General features: G+C 36.1%; 15 protein-coding genes and 7 tRNA genes. 14 read left to right on the top strand and 8 right to left on the bottom strand.

Going from position 1 to position 19,714, the window contains the following annotated elements:
- Nucleotides 1-49 precede the first annotated feature (49 nt).
- Complete coding sequence (locus tag MYRA21_RS02645) at nt 50-1,519, top strand: DASS family sodium-coupled anion symporter (RefSeq protein WP_006260357.1); 1,470 nt, start codon at nt 50-52, stop codon at nt 1,517-1,519.
- Nucleotides 1,520-1,598: 79 nt separating this feature from the next.
- Here the strand turns inward: MYRA21_RS02645 and MYRA21_RS02640 are convergent, their stop codons facing one another.
- The 5 genes from MYRA21_RS02640 to MYRA21_RS02620 all read right to left on the bottom strand — a co-directional run bounded on the left by MYRA21_RS02640 (nt 1,599) and on the right by MYRA21_RS02620 (nt 8,222).
- Nucleotides 1,599-2,345: a glycerophosphodiester phosphodiesterase family protein gene (locus MYRA21_RS02640; RefSeq protein ID WP_006260356.1), complete on the bottom strand. Its 747-nt coding sequence runs from the start codon at nt 2,343-2,345 to the stop codon at nt 1,599-1,601.
- 198 nt (nt 2,346-2,543) lie between these two features.
- The gene (gene rimO / locus MYRA21_RS02635) at nt 2,544-3,857 is read right to left on the bottom strand and encodes a 30S ribosomal protein S12 methylthiotransferase RimO (protein WP_006260355.1); all 1,314 of its coding nucleotides are present in this window, start codon (nt 3,855-3,857) and stop codon (nt 2,544-2,546) included.
- 805 nt (nt 3,858-4,662) lie between these two features.
- Nucleotides 4,663-5,514, bottom strand: a complete 852-nt coding sequence (locus MYRA21_RS02630; RefSeq protein ID WP_006260354.1) for a membrane protein — start codon at nt 5,512-5,514, stop codon at nt 4,663-4,665.
- A gap of 109 nt (nt 5,515-5,623) precedes the next feature.
- A complete protein-coding gene (locus tag MYRA21_RS02625) occupies nt 5,624-7,159 on the bottom strand; it encodes an OmpP1/FadL family transporter (RefSeq protein WP_006260353.1) in 1,536 nt (511 codons plus the stop codon).
- A gap of 25 nt (nt 7,160-7,184) precedes the next feature.
- Entirely contained in the window at nt 7,185-8,222 is a 1,038-nt protein-coding gene (locus MYRA21_RS02620) for a hypothetical protein (protein ID WP_006260352.1), read from the bottom strand.
- Nucleotides 8,223-8,325: 103 nt separating this feature from the next.
- On the opposite strand from MYRA21_RS02620, the gene proS reads away from it, so the two are divergent.
- The 11 genes from proS to MYRA21_RS02565 all read left to right on the top strand — a co-directional run bounded on the left by proS (nt 8,326) and on the right by MYRA21_RS02565 (nt 15,194).
- Complete coding sequence (gene proS / locus MYRA21_RS02615) at nt 8,326-9,801, top strand: proline--tRNA ligase (protein ID WP_006260351.1); 1,476 nt, start codon at nt 8,326-8,328, stop codon at nt 9,799-9,801.
- A gap of 75 nt (nt 9,802-9,876) precedes the next feature.
- Nucleotides 9,877-9,948 (top strand) — tRNA-Glu (locus MYRA21_RS02610).
- A gap of 38 nt (nt 9,949-9,986) precedes the next feature.
- Nucleotides 9,987-10,058, top strand: a tRNA-Glu gene (locus tag MYRA21_RS02605).
- Nucleotides 10,059-10,096: 38 nt separating this feature from the next.
- Nucleotides 10,097-10,168: transfer RNA gene (locus MYRA21_RS02600), tRNA-Glu, on the top strand.
- Between the two features lie 38 nt (nt 10,169-10,206).
- Nucleotides 10,207-10,278 (top strand) — tRNA-Glu (locus MYRA21_RS02595).
- A gap of 37 nt (nt 10,279-10,315) precedes the next feature.
- Nucleotides 10,316-10,387 (top strand) — tRNA-Glu (locus tag MYRA21_RS02590).
- Nucleotides 10,388-10,427: 40 nt separating this feature from the next.
- Nucleotides 10,428-10,499 (top strand) — tRNA-Glu (locus MYRA21_RS02585).
- A 40-nt stretch (nt 10,500-10,539) separates the two neighbouring features.
- Nucleotides 10,540-10,791 (top strand): 30S ribosomal protein S20, encoded by a 252-nt coding sequence (rpsT, locus tag MYRA21_RS02580; RefSeq protein ID WP_006260350.1) that lies wholly within the window; start codon nt 10,540-10,542, stop codon nt 10,789-10,791.
- 137 nt (nt 10,792-10,928) lie between these two features.
- Entirely contained in the window at nt 10,929-12,728 is a 1,800-nt protein-coding gene (gene typA, locus MYRA21_RS02575) for a translational GTPase TypA (RefSeq protein WP_006260349.1), read from the top strand.
- Between the two features lie 369 nt (nt 12,729-13,097).
- Entirely contained in the window at nt 13,098-14,408 is a 1,311-nt protein-coding gene (locus MYRA21_RS02570) for a dihydrolipoamide acetyltransferase family protein (RefSeq protein WP_006260348.1), read from the top strand.
- Nucleotides 14,409-14,492: 84 nt separating this feature from the next.
- Entirely contained in the window at nt 14,493-15,194 is a 702-nt protein-coding gene (locus tag MYRA21_RS02565) for a diphthine--ammonia ligase (protein ID WP_006260347.1), read from the top strand.
- Nucleotides 15,195-15,286: 92 nt separating this feature from the next.
- Here MYRA21_RS02565 and MYRA21_RS02560 read toward each other — a convergent pair whose 3' ends face one another.
- The 3 genes from MYRA21_RS02560 to MYRA21_RS02550 all read right to left on the bottom strand — a co-directional run bounded on the left by MYRA21_RS02560 (nt 15,287) and on the right by MYRA21_RS02550 (nt 17,592).
- Nucleotides 15,287-15,808: a DUF2004 domain-containing protein gene (locus MYRA21_RS02560; RefSeq protein ID WP_006260346.1), complete on the bottom strand. Its 522-nt coding sequence runs from the start codon at nt 15,806-15,808 to the stop codon at nt 15,287-15,289.
- Between the two features lie 161 nt (nt 15,809-15,969).
- The gene (locus MYRA21_RS02555; RefSeq protein WP_006260345.1) at nt 15,970-16,491 is read right to left on the bottom strand and encodes a hypothetical protein; all 522 of its coding nucleotides are present in this window, start codon (nt 16,489-16,491) and stop codon (nt 15,970-15,972) included.
- Between the two features lie 66 nt (nt 16,492-16,557).
- Nucleotides 16,558-17,592: a YafY family protein gene (locus MYRA21_RS02550; protein ID WP_006260344.1), complete on the bottom strand. Its 1,035-nt coding sequence runs from the start codon at nt 17,590-17,592 to the stop codon at nt 16,558-16,560.
- Between the two features lie 705 nt (nt 17,593-18,297).
- Between MYRA21_RS02550 and MYRA21_RS02545 the strand changes: the two genes are divergently transcribed.
- Nucleotides 18,298-19,392, top strand: a complete 1,095-nt coding sequence (locus tag MYRA21_RS02545) for a slipin family protein (RefSeq protein ID WP_006260343.1) — start codon at nt 18,298-18,300, stop codon at nt 19,390-19,392.
- 32 nt (nt 19,393-19,424) lie between these two features.
- Nucleotides 19,425-19,544, top strand: a tRNA-OTHER gene (locus MYRA21_RS19040).
- The last annotated feature ends 170 nt before the right edge of the window (nt 19,545-19,714 follow it).

Here is a 19,714-nt window from a genome sequence, read left to right as displayed (position 1 = left end):
TGGCTTGATGTACTAATTTGTTGTAATTTTAAAGGTTAAATACAAGAATATGGAATTTGATTACTTTGACAAGATTAGGAAGATTAGAACGGGTATCCGATTCTACAGTGAGCTTCTAATAGAGGCTTCGTGGAATATGTGGAATATCAAAACGAGGGTAGGTATTTTCTTCTTTTCTTTAGTCGCTGCACTGTTAGGTACTTATTTTTTAGCTCCAGATGTTTTTAGTGAAGCTCAGAAATACACCATGTTTATTTTAATATTCTCTATATTACTCTGGGCGACAGAAGCCATTCCTCCCTTTGCGGTAGGGATTATGATTATAGGTTTTCTCGTCTATACCATGGGGAATATACAGGGAGCCACGATTTCGCCCCAGGAGATATCAGATACCTGGTCAGACAGTGTGATCTGGATATTCTTAGGAGGTTTCTTCTTGAGTGAAGGAATGCGGAAGACCAATCTTGACTTGTCGTTGTTTAAGAAGACCATTTCTATTTTTGGCTCTAATCCTAATATGCTAGTATTAGGTATTATCATTGTTACTTCAGTTCTATCCTTGATTATCTCGAATACAGCGACTGCTGCTATGGTATTAGCTTCAGTGATGCCCTTGATAGATAGAGAGGGGAAAGACTCTAATATGTCTAAGGCTATCTTAGTCAGTATTCCAGCTGCTGCTACCTTTGCAGGGATGATGAGTATGGTATCTACACCTCCTAACTTAATCGTAGTGAACGTATTGAAATCTAAAGGATTCGATGTTACGTTTTCTCAGTGGTTGTTATTAGGGTTCTTACCAGCCGTAGTTTTATTAGGAACATTCTGGTATGCTGTAGTGCGCAAGTATACTTCTAAGGTAAAAGGATTAGATGTTTCGTTTGCAAACAAAGCCTTAGAAATGACGAATAGTATGCGCTTACAGCGTCTAGCCGTTATTATCATCTTAGGAGTGACAGTATTGATGTGGATGTTAGGAAGTAGATTACATATACCTACAGCAGGAGCCGCGATGGTGCCTATTATGTTCTTGCCGATGTTGGGGATTATCACAGCAGAGGACGTGCGCAGATTGCCTTGGGATACCTTGATGCTAGTAGCGGGAGGGTTATCTCTAGGGATGGCTATTAAAGAGCTACTAGCACCATATTACTCTCAGTTCTTAGCAGGGATGGAGTTTAATATGATCGTGATGATGATTATTTTCGCAGTAGTGACAGTGTTGTTTTCTAATATTATGAGTAGTACTGCTACAGCTACTATTGTGATTAATATTGCCGCTATTGTACTACCTACAGATCAGTTATTACCGGTAGGGTTAGTGGTAGGACTTTGTTCTTCGTGTGGATTATTCTTACCAGTATCTACGCCGCCTAATGCCATTGTCTTTGGTACAGGGATGTTGAAGCAAAAGGACTTCGTACTCGGTGGATTATTTGGAGCGATATTAGGTACTACGATTATCATCTTATGGGTGTTATTCTTACAGTATTTCACAGGTTTCTTTGAAGCAATATAAAGTATAAATAACGAATAAAATAAAAGGCGTATTCACACTGAATACGCCTTTCTGCTTAAAATAACCTAACCAAAATGTATTATATTCTCTCTGGGAAGTTGGTGATGATACCGTCTACTTTTAAGTCTTTTAGACGTTGGATATCTTTCTCCTCATTCGCAGTATATGGATATATTTTTAACTTAGCTTGTTTGATTTTACTCACGTTTTTCTCATTCAATGTTTTGAAGTAAGGATTGATCGCTACAGCCTTGATCTTATGTGCAAATTTAATAGCATCAGCTGGCTCTTTAGAAGTCAGTACAGCGATGTCTAAATTAGGATCTAGAGCAGCTATTTTTTCTAATTCATCCCATTTAAAACTAGAGATGATAAAGTCTGCATTCGTCCATCCTTTTTGTTTGAACTGTTGGATGATAGCGTATGTACCTTCTGCGGTATTCGCTCCTTTTAGTTCTATATTTAATACCGCTTTCCTATTGATAGCAGCAATAATATCTTCTAGGGTAGGCATTTTATATTTACCATCTACTAGTAGCGCTTGTAGTTCTGCTTGAGTATATTGTTCGATATTTCCTTTACCGTTCGTTAGTCGTTCTAAGGTATCATCATGATGTACCATTAGAGCGCCATCTTTTACTTTAAAAACGTCTATTTCGATTGCATCAGATTTCATCTCTACAGCTTTCAGTACAGATTCTACTGTGTTCTCCGTTACGTGCCCCATAGCACCTCTATGTGCGATACGCAATACTTTATTATCTTGTGCAAATGCAAATGAACTCATAGCTAAACATAAAACTAATAGTCTCTTTTGGAATCTCATGGTATCTGTTTTAATTGATTAGGACAAAGATGAATGTTTTATGTATTGTCAACTTTACCTTAATATTATTGTTGTGTAAACAAACTAAAATAAACGCCTTGATAGGAGAGAAGCCAGAGACGGTATGATTAAATAATTTTTTAGATTCTAAAAGAAAGGTACAAAAAAAGCTGTTCAGTGAAGAACAGCTTTTAAATATTATTTTACTGGTGTACCGAATAAGTCAAACTCATAAGCACTATCGATGTGGATATCTGCATATTCACCTATTTTCAGATAGTGTTTAGTAGCGTCTATTCTTACCTCGTTATCTACGTCTGGGCTATCGAACTCAGTACGTCCTATAAACTCAGTACCTTCTTTTCTATCAATGATACAACGGAATGTCTGTCCTATCTTCTCTTGGTTTAGATCAAAAGAGATTTGTGCTTGGATTTCCATGATTTCGTTTGCACGAGCTTGTTTTACTTCCTCTGGAACATCGTCTTCTAGTAAATAAGCATGTGTGTTTTCTTCATGAGAGTAAGTAAAACATCCTAAGCGTTCAAACTTCATTTCTTGTACCCAATCTTTTAAGATTTGGAAGTCTTCTTCTGTTTCTCCTGGGTATCCTACGATCAATGTCGTACGAATAGCCATACCTGGTACAGCTTCTCTAAACTCTTTTAATAGCTTAGTAGTCTTCGCTTGTGTAGTACCACGGCGCATAGACTTTAAGATATTGTCAGAGATATGTTGTAGAGGGATGTCTAGGTAGTTACAGATCTTAGGTTCTCTCTTCATTAGTTCTAATACATCCATAGGGAATCCTGTAGGGAATGCATAGTGAAGACGGATCCATTCGATACCTTCTACTTTCGCTAAGTTCTCTAATAGCTCTGCTAAGTTTCTCTTTTTGTATAAATCTAATCCGTAGTAAGTCAAATCTTGAGCGATCAAGATTAACTCTTTTACTCCGTTTTTAGCTAATCCCTCAGCTTCTTTTACTAATTTCTCGATAGGTTGAGATACGTGTGCTCCTCTCATTAAAGGGATAGCACAGAAGCTACAAGGACGGTCACATCCTTCAGCGATTTTAAGGTAAGCGTAGTTTTTAGGAGTAGTCGTCAGACGCTCTCCTAATAATTCGTGTTTATAGTCAGCTCCTAATGCTTTTAATAACAAAGGTAAATCTGTCGTACCAAAGTATTGATCTACATTAGGGATTTCAGCTTCTAAATCAGGTCTGTATCGCTCAGATAAACATCCAGTAACGAAGACCTTGTCAACAATACCTTCCTCTTTTTTCTCTACGTATTCTAAGATTGTGTTTACTGATTCCGCTTTTGCGTTATTAATAAAACCACAAGTGTTGATCACCACAATATTAGCTTCATCATTAGCAGCCTCATGTGTTACCTCTTTTCCACTTGCTTTTAATTGTCCCATTAACACTTCACTATCGTAAACGTTTTTTGAACAACCTAAAGTAATTACGTTGATTTTATTCTTTTTTAAAGTTTTGGTTCTCATTGATTTAAAAAAATTGGACTGCAAAATTACATTTTTTTTAGCTACAAACTAAGCGCTTTAGTATAATTATGTGAATCTAGTAGTCTAATTATAAGCATTCTGTTTTAGAACCTTGATTTTATGAGGGATATAAATCAATCGATGTAAGAGATAAGATTTGATTGTACAGCGCCATCGTTGTCTTTTAATTTTAGGTGTTTACGAAACACCTAAAGATTTTGAAGAGTCCTGTTTCTTAAGAATAATATTTACCCCTTCAATATTGCGACAACACCTCTTCAATGTTCCTTCAAGAAAAGTGCTTTAAACTAGAGCAATCTTGGGGAAATGTTGAAGAAGTGTTGAAGGAATAGGTATGAAGGCTTGTTTTTAGTAGGATAGTGAGGTGTTAAGGTTGAATGGTAATAAAAGGGTGTTTTTTAGTAATGATTTGATATTTAGGTTTTTATTGTTATTTGTTCTCGATATGAGTATAAAAAAGATATAATTTTTTATAAGAAAAGGATAGTGATAGTAGGGGGAAAACTGGTTTTGAGTAAAAAAGGAGTAAAATAAAGGGGATAAATTACTATAAAACGATTCTTAAGGGGCGAAATAGATCAATAAATAGAAGTAAAAGAGAAAATGAAGAAGAATAAATTTAGTCTTCGTTTTGGACTATATCATGAGATAAAGTAGGGGGTCTAAACGAACAAATAGTGCTGAGGTTCTATTTATACGGTATGTGTGGTAAATGATGAGAATAAAAAAGAGGCTATCGAATAAATGATAGCCTCTCGGTATATTGTTTGTTTATGTGTCTTTATTATAATCTAAAGATACCACCGAATACGATGATTGTTTCTCCGAACCAGAAGTTGTGCATAGCTCTATCTGATTTGCTAGCTGTAGTACGTACATCATACATATCAATGTATCCACCTTTTAACTCTGCTTGAACGAAGAAGTGTTTAAAGAAAGTCACGTTAAGACCTGCTTTAGCTGATAGACCAAATCCAGAAACGTGGAATTCGTCATATCTTTCTTTACCTAATAAAGTAGTATTTGTTTTTGGGAATACAATACCAGCTCCAACACCTTCAGTTAAGTTGATCTGAACTTTATCTGTGTTCCATACTCCAAAAAGTTTAGAGATGTCATCCACACGGTTTAACTCTACGTTGATATAGTTTAATCCGTCTGTGTGTTCGAACATTAAGAAATCTTCAGTTAGATTTACTTGGTTAGGGTGTCCAGGGATAGTTTCTCCGTAAGAACCTTGACCAGGGTAGTATCCTAAGATACCTACTGTTTGGTTTTGATCCATTACATATTTCATGTGATCAACTCCTAAAGAGATATTATATTTATCAGTGATAAAGTAACCTACTCTTAAGTTCGTTTGTGGAATAGTCATACGAGTAGGGTTAAGGTAGTCGATATGCCATCCTTTAGGTTTGTCAGATGCTTCTACATTCTGTAAGATGAAGTCATAGTCATCACCTCTAAATCGAATGTCAGAATTACTGAAAGTACCGCGGTTACCTCCCCAGTAAATGTAGAATTTACCTTTGTTAGAATCTGTATAACGCAGAGGAGTAGTTACACCTTCTTGAGCAAAACTTGTAGCAGTAGCAAGCAAGCATATTGCAGCGAAAAGTTTAAAAATATACTTCATTATTTGCTTATTATTATTTTTATAAAAATCGAACTGCAAAGGTATAATAAAAAAATCTCTTTATCAGTTTATCCGATAAAGAGATTAAGTACTTAAACTTCTAATCTAATTAGAAATTAATGTTGTATGTCAAACTTACAAAGTTATCTGTCGTTTTAATATTAGCAGGCTTATAAGGATTTATACCTGTAGTATCAACTAAGTAAGAATTATAAGACTGTGAAGTTCTAGAATAAGACAAGTCTAAACGAGAACTACCGAAAGTATATCCGATACCTGCAGAGTAGCCATTTAGGTCACTATACATTTTATAATCCTTCTTATAAGGACTCTGCTCGAAGCGATATCCAGCTCTTAAGCTTACTTGCTTGATAATGTATTCTCCTCCGACACGTACTTCACTTGCTCCTGTCATCATGGTATTGATTCCTTGGTTTAAGCCGTAGTAAGTATCATTACCTGTAGGTCTGAACTCGTTATTGCTATAATCTTTGAATGTATAATCTACACTAATCAGTCCTTTATCTTTAAAGATATAAGCTAAACTCCCTGTGTATTTAGAAGGGGTTCTCAGTCTATAACGATCGAATACATTCACTACTCTAGGATCTACTACAGCATTATTCTCACCTACACGAGATGTAGAAAGCCCTTGGATTAATTCATCCTTTAGAGAGTACCAAGTAGGTGACTCGTATGCCAGACCTGCTCTTAAAGATTCCGTAATCTGTCCAATAGCTCCTATATTAAATGAGAATCCTGTCCCATAAGTATAGACTTCATTAAAGTAACTCATTGACTGAATAGATCCTTTTCCTCCTGGTGTAGCGATAGTCTCCTGAGCAAGGCTGCTCTGAGTGTAATCTACTACGTGAATATTCAGGTTTGCTCCTACGTAGAATCGTTGCCCAAGTTGTGCTGCAAAGTTAGCTGCAAACTTGTTTGTGAACCCGCTGTTGCTAAATGTTCTAGCTTGGTTATACTGACTATTTTGATTATAGTTCGCTGTATATGTTCCGTCTTGTGTACCTTTATTGATTAACCATGCTTCGTGTGCTAAGTAGGTTTGTTGTCCTACGAACCCTCCATTATGACCAGCATACATATAGGCTTGCTCTGCAGAGTTAGCTTGTGGTTGTGCGATACCATGGGGTACTTTAGCTCCATTAGCCATGTTTAGGAAATAGTCTCCTAAACTATTGTGTGTATTCGTTCCTCTGAATAAGATGTCGTTTCTTAGATTCTTAGTGCTCTCATAGTTAAGTCCTATCGTGAACTTTTTCATCGTAGCGTTGTCATTGTAGTTGTTAAAAACAAATACTGCTCCCATCTGACCTAAGTCTAGACCATCATAGTTTTTTGACGTATTATTACCATAGTAGTTAGCTTTATTGTTTCTAGCTAAATAAGATAAACTGAAAGCTGCTGTATTATAATTAAATATAGCTCCCCCTGCCGGGTTAATATTCGTGGCAGATAAATCTCCCCCTACTGCACCAAAAGCTCCACTCATTCCTCTAAAACGAGCTGTACCATTTAGATCTGATTGATTATATCTCATGACATCTGTAGGTGCAGTTTCTTGAGCATAGGCTGCTGCGGATAGTAAGATAGAACTTACTAATGTATAAAAATACTTGTTCATTTTTTCTGTCTTGTTTACTTATATATTATCTACTGTAACTACTGCGTGAACTACCTCCACCGCTAGAAGAGCTTCTAGATCCTCCACTGTAACTACTTCCACTACTGCGCGAGTATGAAGAAGAAGGGGTAGAGTAGCTGCTACGTGAATAAGAACTTCTGGAGTTATTATTATAGTTGCTATTGCTATTATTAGAAGAGTTATTGTTATAACGAGCGTTGTTATATGAACTAGTACCGTAAGAAGATCTTGAGTAAGAACTTCTAGAGTTGTTGTTATAACCTGAGTTGCTGTTTCCTCTATTATTCGTTTGGTAGCTTGATCTGCTATAACTCGATCTACTGCTATTAGAGTAGTTACTATTACTTCTTCCAGAGTAGCTACTTCTTGTATAGGCAGAGTTGCTATTCCCTCTATATCCGTTGTTAGAGTTGTATGATGATCTAGTGTAGCTAGATCTTCCTCCTGTAGGATAAGCTACATTATTATAGTAGTAATTAGGTCTGTGTGAGTAGTATCCTCCATAATAAGGATAGCCATAATAGCCACCCCATGGACGACCATAGTATCCACCGCCCCAGCCCCAACCGAAGCTCATACCAAATCCACCACCCCAATAGTATGGGCTATAGAAAGGATCGTAATAACCACCCCAATAACTGCCATAGTATGGATAACCATAGCCACCATATCCATAGTAAGGGTATCCGTAACTATTATTATAGTAATTAATACTTACACTGCTAGGCTCAGTACCCCAAGAGCCGTAAGATACAGCTTGTTTCGGTTTGTGTTGAATAACACTGTCATTGACTGGTGAAGTATATTGATTTACATCAGTGAAATATTCAAACTCGTCACTTTTTGACTTGAAATACTCCGCATAGTAATTAGCGTCAGGATTTTGATTGTTGCGATATTGTTGAGTATTCTCACCTTGACTATATATACCATCGTGATAAGAGGTATTATAATACGAACCACAAGAAACAGTTAATCCTCCTATAAGCAAAAACATACCTAATTTGCTTAATAATCTAGAAGTTTGGATAATTGTTTTCATTTCGTTGTTTTTTTAATTGTCGGTCAAAACAAATTTAGTTAGTTTTGTGGAATTATTATAGTTAATTAAGAGTTAAACAATTTTAACTGCTAATATATTAAAAATGAGCAAGAATATTACTAAAAGAAGTGAGGACTACTCTAAATGGTACAATGAATTAGTTGTCAAAGCAGATTTGGCAGAGAATTCAGGTGTACGTGGATGTATGGTTATCAAGCCTTACGGGTATGCTATCTGGGAGAAGATGCAAGCAGAGTTAGACAAGAAATTTAAAGAAACTGGTCACCAAAATGCTTATTTCCCCTTGTTTATCCCCAAATCTTATTTTAGTAAGGAGGCAAGTCACGTAGATGGATTTGCTAAGGAGTGTGCAGTTGTAACTCATTACCGATTAAAAACAGGAGAAGACGGAAAAACGATAGAGGTAGATCCAGATGCTAAGTTAGAGGAGGAGTTAATCGTACGTCCTACATCAGAAACAATTATTTGGGATACATATAGAAAGTGGATTGAGTCATACCGTGACTTACCAATCTTAGTGAATCAATGGGCGAACGTAGTTCGTTGGGAAATGAGAACTCGTCTATTCTTAAGAACAGCTGAGTTTTTATGGCAAGAAGGTCATACTGCGCATGCTACTGAGAAAGAAGCTGTGGCAGAGGCAGAACAAATGTTAGACGTATATGCAGACTTTGCAGAGAACTTTATGGCTATTCCGGTAGTAAAAGGATTCAAAACAGAGAATGAGCGTTTCGCAGGAGCTATTGAGACTTACTGTATTGAGGCACTAATGCAAGATGGTAAAGCATTACAAGCGGGTACATCACATTTCTTAGGACAAAACTTTGCTAAGGCATTTGATGTTAAGTTTACTTCACAAGAAGGGAAACAAGAGCACGTATGGGCTACATCATGGGGAGTGAGTACTCGTCTGATGGGAGCATTAATCATGACTCACTCTGATGACAATGGTTTAGTATTGCCACCAAACTTAGCACCTATACAAGTAGTTATCGTACCTATTCATAAAACTGACGAGCAGTTAGATGCTATTCGTGAGGAAGTGAAAAAGATTACAGATAGATTTAAGAAATTAAATATTTCTTTCAAATTTGATGATCGTACAGCATATAAGCCAGGATGGAAATTTGCTGAGTACGAACTAAAAGGAGTGCCTGTGCGTGTAGCTGTAGGGCCTAAAGATCTAGAGAATGGAACTTTCGAAGTTGCACGTCGTGATACGCTTACTAAAGAGGTGGTGTCTAAAGAGGGTATCGTAGAATATATCCAAGATCTATTAGAGACTATCCAAAGTAACTTATTTAAGAAAGCTTACGATTATAGAGCTGAGCATATCACTGAGGTGAATTCTTTTGAAGAATTTAAAGAAGTGCTAGAAGGTAAGGGAGGATTTATTTCTGCACACTGGGATGGTACTGTTGAGACAGAAGAAAAGATCAAAGACCTTACAAAAGCTACAATTCGCTGTATTCCAATTGATAGAAAAGAGGAAGAGGGAATATGTGTGCTAACAGGCAAGCCTTCTAAGGGTAGAGTATTATTTGCAAAAGCATATTAATTTCATTTTTTTTTGTTTTTCTCTTGCGGGATAAAAAATTTATTGTAGTTTTGCATCCGCATTAGAGAAACAAATGGTCCGTTCGTCTAGGGGTTAGGACGCCAGGTTTTCATCCTGGTAACAGGGGTTCGATTCCCCTACGGACTACAGAGTTCTCTTTAAAGAGGATTTATCTAATGCAAATTGGTCCGTTCGTCTAGGGGTTAGGACGCCAGGTTTTCATCCTGGTAACAGGGGTTCGATTCCCCTACGGACTACAAAAGTTCTTTGACTAAAAAATATATAAATAATTATTGGTCCGTTCGTCTAGGGGTTAGGACGCCAGGTTTTCATCCTGGTAACAGGGGTTCGATTCCCCTACGGACTACAGATTCTCTTTTTGAGAGTTTATAGATTATAATTATTGGTCCGTTCGTCTAGGGGTTAGGACGCCAGGTTTTCATCCTGGTAACAGGGGTTCGATTCCCCTACGGACTACAGATATTCTTTTGGGGATTTATATATTACAATTATTGGTCCGTTCGTCTAGGGGTTAGGACGCCAGGTTTTCATCCTGGTAACAGGGGTTCGATTCCCCTACGGACTACAGATTCTCTTTTTGAGAATTTTATTTATTACAATTAATTGGTCCGTTCGTCTAGGGGTTAGGACGCCAGGTTTTCATCCTGGTAACAGGGGTTCGATTCCCCTACGGACTACAAGAGAAAAATAGTATAGACTTAATAAAATATTTAAGAAATGGCAAATCATAAGTCAGCTTTAAAAAGAATTAGAAGTAACGAAAAGAAAAGAGTATTAAACAGATATCAGCACAAAACAACTCGTAATGCTATCAAAGCTTTACGTTTGATCGAAGATCAAAAAGATGCTGCTGCTAAATTACCTGTAGTTGTTTCTATGATTGATAAATTAGCTAAGAAAAATATCATTCATGACAACAAAGCTTCTAACTTGAAATCAAAATTAACAAAACACGTTGCTGCTTTATAGTATTATAGAGACAACGATTTGGTTTGTAAGTAAAAAATATCAAGCTCTCAATACTGAGAGCTTTTTTTGTTGATACTATTCATTTTTAAATGAATATATTTGCAGCGAGAAAGAAATTCTAATTTTAAAATCCCTATATGACACCAATTAGGAATATTGCTATTATAGCACACGTTGACCACGGTAAAACTACTATGGTTGATAAAATTTTACACCACTGTCAATTATTTCGTGAGAATGAAACATCAGGAGAGTTGATTTTAGACAACGAAGATATCGAAAGAGAAAGAGGTATTACTATTACTTCTAAGAACGTTTCGGTAAGCTATAAAGGAACAAAAATTAACATTATCGATACTCCAGGTCACGCGGATTTCGGAGGAGAGGTAGAACGTGTTTTAAATATGGCTGATGGTGTTCTTTTGATTGTAGATGCTTTTGAGGGACCAATGCCTCAAACTCGTTTCGTACTTCAAAAGGCGATTAGTTTAGGTTTAAAACCATGTGTGGTTGTTAACAAAGTAGACAAAGAAAACTGTACTCCAGAGGAAGTACACGAGAAAGTGTTTGACTTAATGTTTGAACTTGGAGCAGAAGAATGGCAGATGGATTTCCCAGCTGTATATGGTTCTGCTAAAAACAACTGGATGTCTGATGATTGGAAAAAACCAACAGACTCTTTCGAACCATTATTAGATATGGTTTTAGAGCATATTCCAGCTGCTAAAATGAATGAAGGTACTCCTCAGATGTTAATCACATCTTTAGATTACTCTACATTTACAGGACGTATTGCTATTGGTCGTTTACATAGAGGTATTTTAAAAGAGGGAATGAATGTTTCTTTAATTAAGAGAGACGGTAAAACTGTTAAATCTAAAATTAAAGAGGTTCATACTTTTGAAGGATTAGGACGTAAAAAAGTATCTGAAGTACACGCAGGTGATATCTGTGCTGTAGTAGGTATCGAAGGATTTGAGATCGGTGACGTAATCGCTGACTTCGAAAACCCAGAAGCATTACCAACTATCACTATCGATGAGCCAACAATGAGTATGTTATTTACTATTAATGACTCTCCATTCTTCGGTAAAGAAGGTAAATACGTTACATCTAGACACATCAAAGATCGTTTAGCTAAAGAGTTAGAGAAAAACTTAGCTCTACGTGTAAACGAAACGGATAGTGCTGATAAATTTATGGTATTCGGACGTGGTGTATTGCACTTATCTGTATTGATCGAGACAATGCGTCGTGAAGGATACGAATTACAAATCGGACAACCACAGGTAATCATCAAAGAAGTTGATGGTGTTAAATGTGAGCCGATAGAAGAATTAACTATTGATATTCCTGAGAACTTATCTGGACGTGCTGTAGAATATGTTACTTTGAAAAAAGGTGAGATGTTAAGTATGGAGCCTAAAGGTGATCGTATGATTATTAAATTCTTAATTCCTTCTAGAGGTATTATCGGTTTAAGAAACCAGTTATTAACAGCTACTGCTGGTGAGGCTATTATGTCACACCGTTTCTTAGAATACCAACCATACAAAGGAGAAATCGCTGGACGTAACAATGGTTCATTAATTTCTATGGAGAATGGTAAGGCTATTCCTTATTCTATCGATAAGTTACAAGACCGTGGTAAATTCTTCGTTGATCCTAACGAGGATATCTATGAAGGACAGGTAATCGGTGAGAATACACGTAGTGATGATATGACTGTTAACGTTACTAAAACGAAAAAACTATCTAACGTACGTTCTTCAGGTGCTGATGATAAAGCTAGAATTGTTCCAGCTATCAAATTCTCATTAGAGGAAGCATTAGAGTACATCCAAAAAGATGAATACGTTGAGGTGACTCCTAAGTCATTACGTTTAAGAAAAATCTTCTTAAAAGAGACAGATCGTAAACGTAATACTATCAAATAATAAAAAATATTATTTTTAGAGATAAGAAAAACCGACCAGTGATGGTCGGTTTTTTTATTTTGCAAAGTTTTAATATTGAAGAAAGTTTTTGGTGCTTTGTTTTTTTGTATATTTCACGAAGTATCCTTATGAGAAGAGCTTTTTTGACTTAATACGACATTTTTATTTAAAAAAATGAATTGCGTAGTTTGGAATAAAATTCAAAAGAAAATATGTAAAAATGGATTATTTAAATAGATGTAATGAGAGAAATAAGGATAGAGAAGTATAGTTTTTGATAGAATGATAATTTTATAAATGGCTGTAAAAAGTCTGAAATATTATTAAATTTGTAATTTGTATAAGAAAACACAACCTTAGGTTATAAATATGGCAAAGTTCGAATTGAAATTACCCAAAATGGGAGAGAGTGTTGCAGAGGCAACAATTACAAACTGGTTGAAGAATGTAGGGGATCATATTGACGCTGATGAAACAGTATTAGAAATTGCTACAGACAAAGTTGATAGTGAGGTTCCATCAGAGGTTGAAGGAACTTTAGTAGAGATTTTATTCCAAGTAGATGATGTTGTTCAAGTAGGACAAACAATCGCAATCATAGAAACAGAAGGTGATGTTCCTGCATCAGCTCCAGCAGCAAGCAGTGCACCTGCAGAGGCAAAAGCTGTAGCGGAGACTGTAGCAGTAGCACAAGATACAGTAGCTACGCCTGTTGATTTTTCAGACTCTGATAAGTTCTTTTCTCCATTAGTTAAAAATATAGCTAAAGAAGAAGGGGTATCTGTAGCTGAATTAGAAGCGATAGCGGGTACTGGTAAAGATGGAAGAGTAACTAAGAATGATATCTTAGATTATATTAAAAATAGAGGAAACCAACCTCAAGCTGCAGCTGTAAAAGTAGAAACGCCAAAGGCTACTCCTGCTCCAGCGGCTCAAACTGCTTCTAAAGCAGCTCCAGTATCTGTAAACGGTGCTGACGAAATCGTAGAGATGGACCGTATGCGTAAGCTGATCTCAGGATATATGGTGAAGTCTGTACAGACTTCTGCTCACGTACAGTCATTCATCGAAGTAGATGTGACGAATATTGTGAACTGGAGAAATAAAGTGAAGAATTCATTCGAGAAGAGAGAAGGAGAGAAACTTACGTTCACACCTATCTTTATGGAGGCTGTAGCGAAGGCATTAAAAGACTTCCCTGGAATGAATATCTCTGTAGAAGGTGATTATATCATTAAGAAGAAAAATATTAACTTAGGTATGGCTGCTGCATTACCAAACGGAAACTTAATTGTACCAGTAATTAAAAATGCTGATCAGTTAAACTTAGTAGGTATGGCTAAAGCGGTTAATGACTTAGGTAATCGTGCTAAAGCTGGTAAATTAAAACCAGACGATACTCAAGGTAGTACGTATACAGTAACTAACGTTGGTACTTTTGGAAGTGTATTCGGTACGCCAATTATCAACCAACCAGAGGTAGGTATCCTTGCATTAGGAGCTATCCGTAAAGTACCTGCTGTTATCGAAACTCCAGAAGGAGACTTTATCGGTATCCGTCAGAAAATGTTCTTATCTCACAGCTATGACCATAGAGTAGTAGATGGAGCATTAGGAGGACAGTTCGTACAGAGAGTGGCTCAAATATTAGAAGCATTCGATCCTAATAGAGAGATATAATTCTTGATAAAATAAATATAGAACGGTTTCACAGTAGTGAGACCGTTTTTTTATATCTTGTTTTGACCAAAAAATAACGAAATAATGAAGAATGCTTTTTTAAACTGGAGTAGTGGGAAGGATGCTGCTTATGCCTTATATCAGATACAACAAAGTAATGAGTTAGAAGTAGTGCGTCTAATGACTACTGTTAATGAACATTTCGGGCGGGTATCTATGCATGGGATAAGAGAAGAAGTATTAAAACGACAAGCAGAATGCATAGGAATCTCTTTAGATATAGTACACCTTCATGAAAAGCTCTCTCTACAGGAGTATGAAGCTATTATAATGACTCAATTGGAAGAGTATAAGCGTGTAGGTATATTGGATAGTATTTATGGAGATATTCTCTTAGAAGACTTAAAAACGTTTAGAGAGGCACAGCTAGCAAGGTTAGGAATCACAGGCGTATTTCCACTGTGGAATAGAGATACAACAGCATTAATTCACGAAATGGTAGACTGTGGTTTGAAAACAATTGTCGTTTGTGTCAATGAGCAATATCTCGACAAAAGCTTTGTTGGACGTACGATAGATAAGCAGTTTATAGAAGATTTGCCTGATGGAGTTGATCCTTGTGGAGAGAATGGCGAGTTTCATACCTTTGTCTATGACGGGCCAATGTTTAAAAAGCCTGTTCCTTTTGAAGTAGGTGAGATGGTCTATAAGACCTATGATGCCCCTAAACAATGTCATCAAAAGGAAATATTACACTATGGCTTTTGGTTTTTAGATATTTTGTAACTCTGTTTATTCTTGTATGGTAGAGATGAGGCTTCTAAGCTTCTATTGAATTTAGTAAATAGTGGTATTTATTAGAGCATTAATATAAGGATTTAACTTTCCCAATTAATATCTATCAAATGACCCTGTAAGTCTGTTCTTATCACAATTACGGCATCTGCGTATTCTTTACCAATACTGTAGTCAAATACTAAATAATACTTTTTGTTTAGCTCATCTACTGGATACAACCAAATATGAACTAGTTTGAGTTTTTGATATAAGATAGTATTTCCTTCTTTGGATAGGTTATTTATCCCCAATGACGCTAGCTCTTCTCTCTGTAATTCTTCTAAATGAAAGGTGATGTATTCTTGTACAAGACTTGTGTCAGAATTATAATCTTGTTGTAGATATTCTTTGTTTCTATTGTTAAATGTAGGGATAGCTTCTATAAAATCTTCTTCATTGAGTTGAATCCTATTAAAGTCAATATTGATGTTTATTGTATCTTGTTGGACTACTATTCTTTTAAAATAAGAATGATCAGGAGAGGTGTTATTATGATGTATAAATAAGAAAATACCTAATATTGAACCTATAATAATTATAAACAATAATATTCTTTTGGTCATAGGAAGTGCTTTCTTTTTTGAGAATACAAAGTTACATGATTTTATGTGAGTGATTCATAATCATTTGCGATTATTATTTTTTGAAATGAATGAGTATTAAAGTAAAAAGCCTAGATAATATGAATTACCTAAGCTCTCAGTATATTTTAATAAGAGAATTATTATATAAAGAATTCTCCTGTATCACTCATTCCCATAGGAAGAGCTGTTCTGTCTATCCATTCTTCTGTTTGTAAGCAAGGGATAGGTTGAGTGTGTAGTTTAAGTTCAAATCCTTCTCTTGCTTTCTGTACAATCTGCTCTTCTATATTAGAAGAGTTGGTCGCAAAGAATTCTTTGGTTTCTTCAGCAATATGCAGTAATACAATTTGTGTTTTATTATCAATAGTGTGAATATCCAATACTTTATAGTAAGCGCCTGACTGTATCATTACTAATCCGTATTCTTCCATCTGAGGAACAAGAGCTGCTACATCTTTAGCATGAGCAGAGGCGATAAGGTAACGCAAGTTGGTAGTAAGTCCGCCTCCTTTATAAGTAGCATCTGTGAAACCGCATTCTTGTATAATCTGCCCAATATGATATTTATCGATTAACTCTTGACTTAGTTCACAGTCGCGATAGAATAGGGCTAACCCTGCAAAAGTCATATTGAATATTTCTTCTATTTGTTGTTTGTCCATTAGGTATGGGGGTTTGTTCATTCAAAATAATAAGTGACGAAGTTACTTAATTTAGAAAGTATTCTTTTAAATTTCTTCTTTTTCTGTTGGGGGCATATACTGTTCATTCATTTTCATCACTCGCTTCATTATTCGTTTTTGTAATATCTTAGGAGCGATGACTTTCAGCGTTTCACCGAAGCCAAGTATTTCTCTCTCGAGTTCGAAGTTAAGAACCACATCTATGCGTATCTTCATACCTGTCTCATCTTCTTCTAATACTTGCTGAGAGTGGTGTAGGGGTTTGGTCTTTACGTAAGGCATATTATAGGCATTCACCCATAGTATTACCTTCTGAGCTCGATCTTGTTCTGTCTTAGTTACTCCAAGGGTATCATTATAATATCGGTCAAAGTCTACTCCTTCATATTCTTTATAAGGTTCGTTTGCTAAGGCATATACATTGATGATACGGTCAAGTGCCAATGTCAGTAAATGTTTATGGCTACTACTGCGCACGACTACAAACCACCTGTTGCGATACTCTTTTAATAAGTATGGATAGTAGATATTCTTAGTAGCTTCTTTAGACTTGAAAGATTTGTATTCTATTAGTAGGGTTTGTTTATTCTTAATGGCATCATATAAAGGACTGATAAATTTAATTCCCTTTAGCAAACTATTGCCCTCCATTTGTATATAGTTAGGCGCTTTCGTACTACGGGTCAGTAAACTGTTATCCAACTTCGCAATGACTTCACTCATCTCATCTACTTGACTGAATCCGTTGAGGTGTTTCAGGATAGCGACTACTTCTTTTAGCTTTTCTGTATCTGCATCGTTGATAGGAGAGTTTTTGATGCTGTAGTTAGCATCCTCATAGGTATAATATTTTCTATCTACTACGATGATAGGAGCGTTATATCCAAGGCTATCACTACGCATTGCTTGTATGTCGAGCTGTATCGTACGCTTGCTGATACCAGTGTCTATACCTTCGTATTCGTATAGGGCATCAGCTACCTTCTCGATGAGGTCATTCAGTGTCCATTTTCTGAATCTGTTTCGTAGACATTCATCAATAATTCGGTAGCGCAATAGTGCTAATTTGTTCGTTGCCATGCGTTTTATGTTATTTTTCTTAATCAAATATACTTATTCTTCTCTTTATGTACGCAGTATAATTGCGTAGTTGTTTTTTGTTTGAATTATTTATAATTGTAATTAGCTGATATTTAGTGGTTAATAAAAAGTTTTACAAATATTTATTAGTGCGCAATTTGATTGCGTAGGTAGGTATGCATCTTTGTACTGTTCGAAAGATACAAACCTTGGAAGCGTTTCAGTATAGCGCAGAAGTAAGGGGCAGTAGTTTACCTTATCCTGTTTGTAATCAGAAGAACAACTAATATGGGATTAGTAAAATGTTCATGTCGTAGGTTCGAATCCTACTATTACCTCAGGGTAATATAGATTAGCGGTTAGATCAGAACAATTGCCTTTTAAGCAATTTTGGAGAAGAAGAGGAACTTCATTAAAAATCCTCTCCATATAAAAAAGGTTCAGTTAAATAGTGTTTCTGTCTTTTCTTCATACAGTCTTAGACTAAGAGAATAAAAGACAACTTATCAAAGCCTGTAAAAACAAGCTATGCTGTAGAAGAGGGATAAGGGATGATATAGGGTGGATGACTTGCTCAGTGAGACATTCAGGACTATACACAAGCTATTCTATTGTACAGTTTACTTCTTTTTCCGCCTGAGATAAGTGAAGGCTATTTAGACTGTTCTTTATGATAAAGACGTAAAATATTAAAAATATACAGCTATGAAAAAGTTACAAGTAAAAACAAATCACGTTGCCTTAGTGTTTAAACAAGGAGAATTACAGAGAGTATATACTGCTGGTGAATACTGGTTATGGGGTGAGAAAGAGGTGATGGAATACAATATGTCTGAGTACTTCGGTATGCGTAGAGATATAGAAGCTCTGTTATTAAATACAGAGTTAAGAGGAATGTTAGAGGTGATCGACGTGATGGATAATGAAGTGGTATTGGTGTATAAAAACAAAGTGTTTAATGTAGTATTAGGTGCTGGTAGACATATCTATTGGAAGGCTGCGACTGAGTACTCTTTTGAGCGGTATACTATAGATGGATTAGAAGTGGACAAGACTATCGCTCGTAATATCATGGGGAAAGGCAATATGTCAAACTTCGTGAGAATGTACACGGTAGGGGCTAATGAGAAAGGATTGTTATTCGTGGATGGGCAGTTCCAAGAGGTCTTGAATGCTGGTGAATACAGATATTGGAAAAACGATATCAAGGTACAAATCATCCTTGTCGATATACGTCAGCAAGTGATGGATATGAATGGGCAAGAGATATTGACGAAAGACAAAGTACAGTTGCGTATCAACTTCAATTTGGTGTACCAAGTACAAGATTTGTTGAATGCCTATGTGGACAACAAGGAGGTGGAGAAACAGATGTATAATGTAGTGCAATTGATGTTAAGAGAGAAAGTCGGTAGAATGTCTTTTGATGAATTGATGGAGAGCAAAGAGAACTTGTCTTCTGAAATCTTGAATGGGGTGAAAGAAGAAATAGCATCTTTAGGTATCGAAGTAAAAAACTGTGGTATCAAAGATATCATCTTACCAGGGGATATCAGAGAGATCATGAATCAGGTGTTGATCGCCGAGAAAAAAGCTCAGGCAAATATGATCACGCGTAGAGAAGAGACAGCTGCTACACGTAGCTTGTTAAACACAGCGAAGTTGATGGAAGAGAACGAAATGCTAATGCGATTAAAAGAAATGGAATACATCGAAAAGATCGCTGATAAAGTAGGAGAAATCAGCTTGTCTGGTGGCGGTAATGTCTTGAAACAATTGAAAGAGGTGTTTTCAAGATAGTTTACGGTTGACTGTTAACAGTGGATGGTAAAGAGGTAGTAGTTTAATTAGGTAAAACGTGGAGTATAGTAATTATGCAATTACCAAAAGGTCAAGTGTGATTTACTCCACTGAGGGACTCCAAGATGCAGGTTCGATTCCTGTCTGTTTCACAATAATAATCAAGGTCAAGTGGGTTTTACTTCTTTACACTTTTGGATAGCTAATAAGCCCACCCTTACCTGATTTAACAAAAGAATGATAGGTTAGAGCGACCTAATAAAAGCTCAAAATAAAGATTAGTAATTGAGGTCAAGTAGGTTTTACTTCTAAACATTTCCCT

The sequence above is a fragment of the Myroides sp. A21 genome, from assembly GCF_000807225.1.
In the GTDB taxonomy this organism is placed as follows: domain Bacteria; phylum Bacteroidota; class Bacteroidia; order Flavobacteriales; family Flavobacteriaceae; genus Flavobacterium; species Flavobacterium odoratimimum.
This window is presented reverse-complemented; position numbering and strand designations above follow the sequence as displayed.

Bases quoted from the DNA above. Each gene is read 5' to 3' on its own strand.
- MYRA21_RS02645 (WP_006260357.1), top strand. From the start codon at position 50: ATGGAATTTGATTACTTTGACAAGATTAGGAAGATTAGAACGGGTATC.
- MYRA21_RS02640 (WP_006260356.1), bottom strand. From the start codon at position 2,345: ATGAGATTCCAAAAGAGACTATTAGTTTTATGTTTAGCTATGAGTTCA.
- rimO (WP_006260355.1), bottom strand. From the start codon at position 3,857: ATGAGAACCAAAACTTTAAAAAAGAATAAAATCAACGTAATTACTTTA.
- MYRA21_RS02630 (WP_006260354.1), bottom strand. From the start codon at position 5,514: ATGAAGTATATTTTTAAACTTTTCGCTGCAATATGCTTGCTTGCTACT.
- MYRA21_RS02625 (WP_006260353.1), bottom strand. From the start codon at position 7,159: ATGAACAAGTATTTTTATACATTAGTAAGTTCTATCTTACTATCCGCA.
- MYRA21_RS02620 (WP_006260352.1), bottom strand. From the start codon at position 8,222: ATGAAAACAATTATCCAAACTTCTAGATTATTAAGCAAATTAGGTATG.
- proS (WP_006260351.1), top strand. From the start codon at position 8,326: ATGAGCAAGAATATTACTAAAAGAAGTGAGGACTACTCTAAATGGTAC.
- rpsT (WP_006260350.1), top strand. From the start codon at position 10,540: ATGGCAAATCATAAGTCAGCTTTAAAAAGAATTAGAAGTAACGAAAAG.
- typA (WP_006260349.1), top strand. From the start codon at position 10,929: ATGACACCAATTAGGAATATTGCTATTATAGCACACGTTGACCACGGT.
- MYRA21_RS02570 (WP_006260348.1), top strand. From the start codon at position 13,098: ATGGCAAAGTTCGAATTGAAATTACCCAAAATGGGAGAGAGTGTTGCA.
- MYRA21_RS02565 (WP_006260347.1), top strand. From the start codon at position 14,493: ATGAAGAATGCTTTTTTAAACTGGAGTAGTGGGAAGGATGCTGCTTAT.
- MYRA21_RS02560 (WP_006260346.1), bottom strand. From the start codon at position 15,808: ATGACCAAAAGAATATTATTGTTTATAATTATTATAGGTTCAATATTA.
- MYRA21_RS02555 (WP_006260345.1), bottom strand. From the start codon at position 16,491: ATGGACAAACAACAAATAGAAGAAATATTCAATATGACTTTTGCAGGG.
- MYRA21_RS02550 (WP_006260344.1), bottom strand. From the start codon at position 17,592: ATGGCAACGAACAAATTAGCACTATTGCGCTACCGAATTATTGATGAA.
- MYRA21_RS02545 (WP_006260343.1), top strand. From the start codon at position 18,298: ATGAAAAAGTTACAAGTAAAAACAAATCACGTTGCCTTAGTGTTTAAA.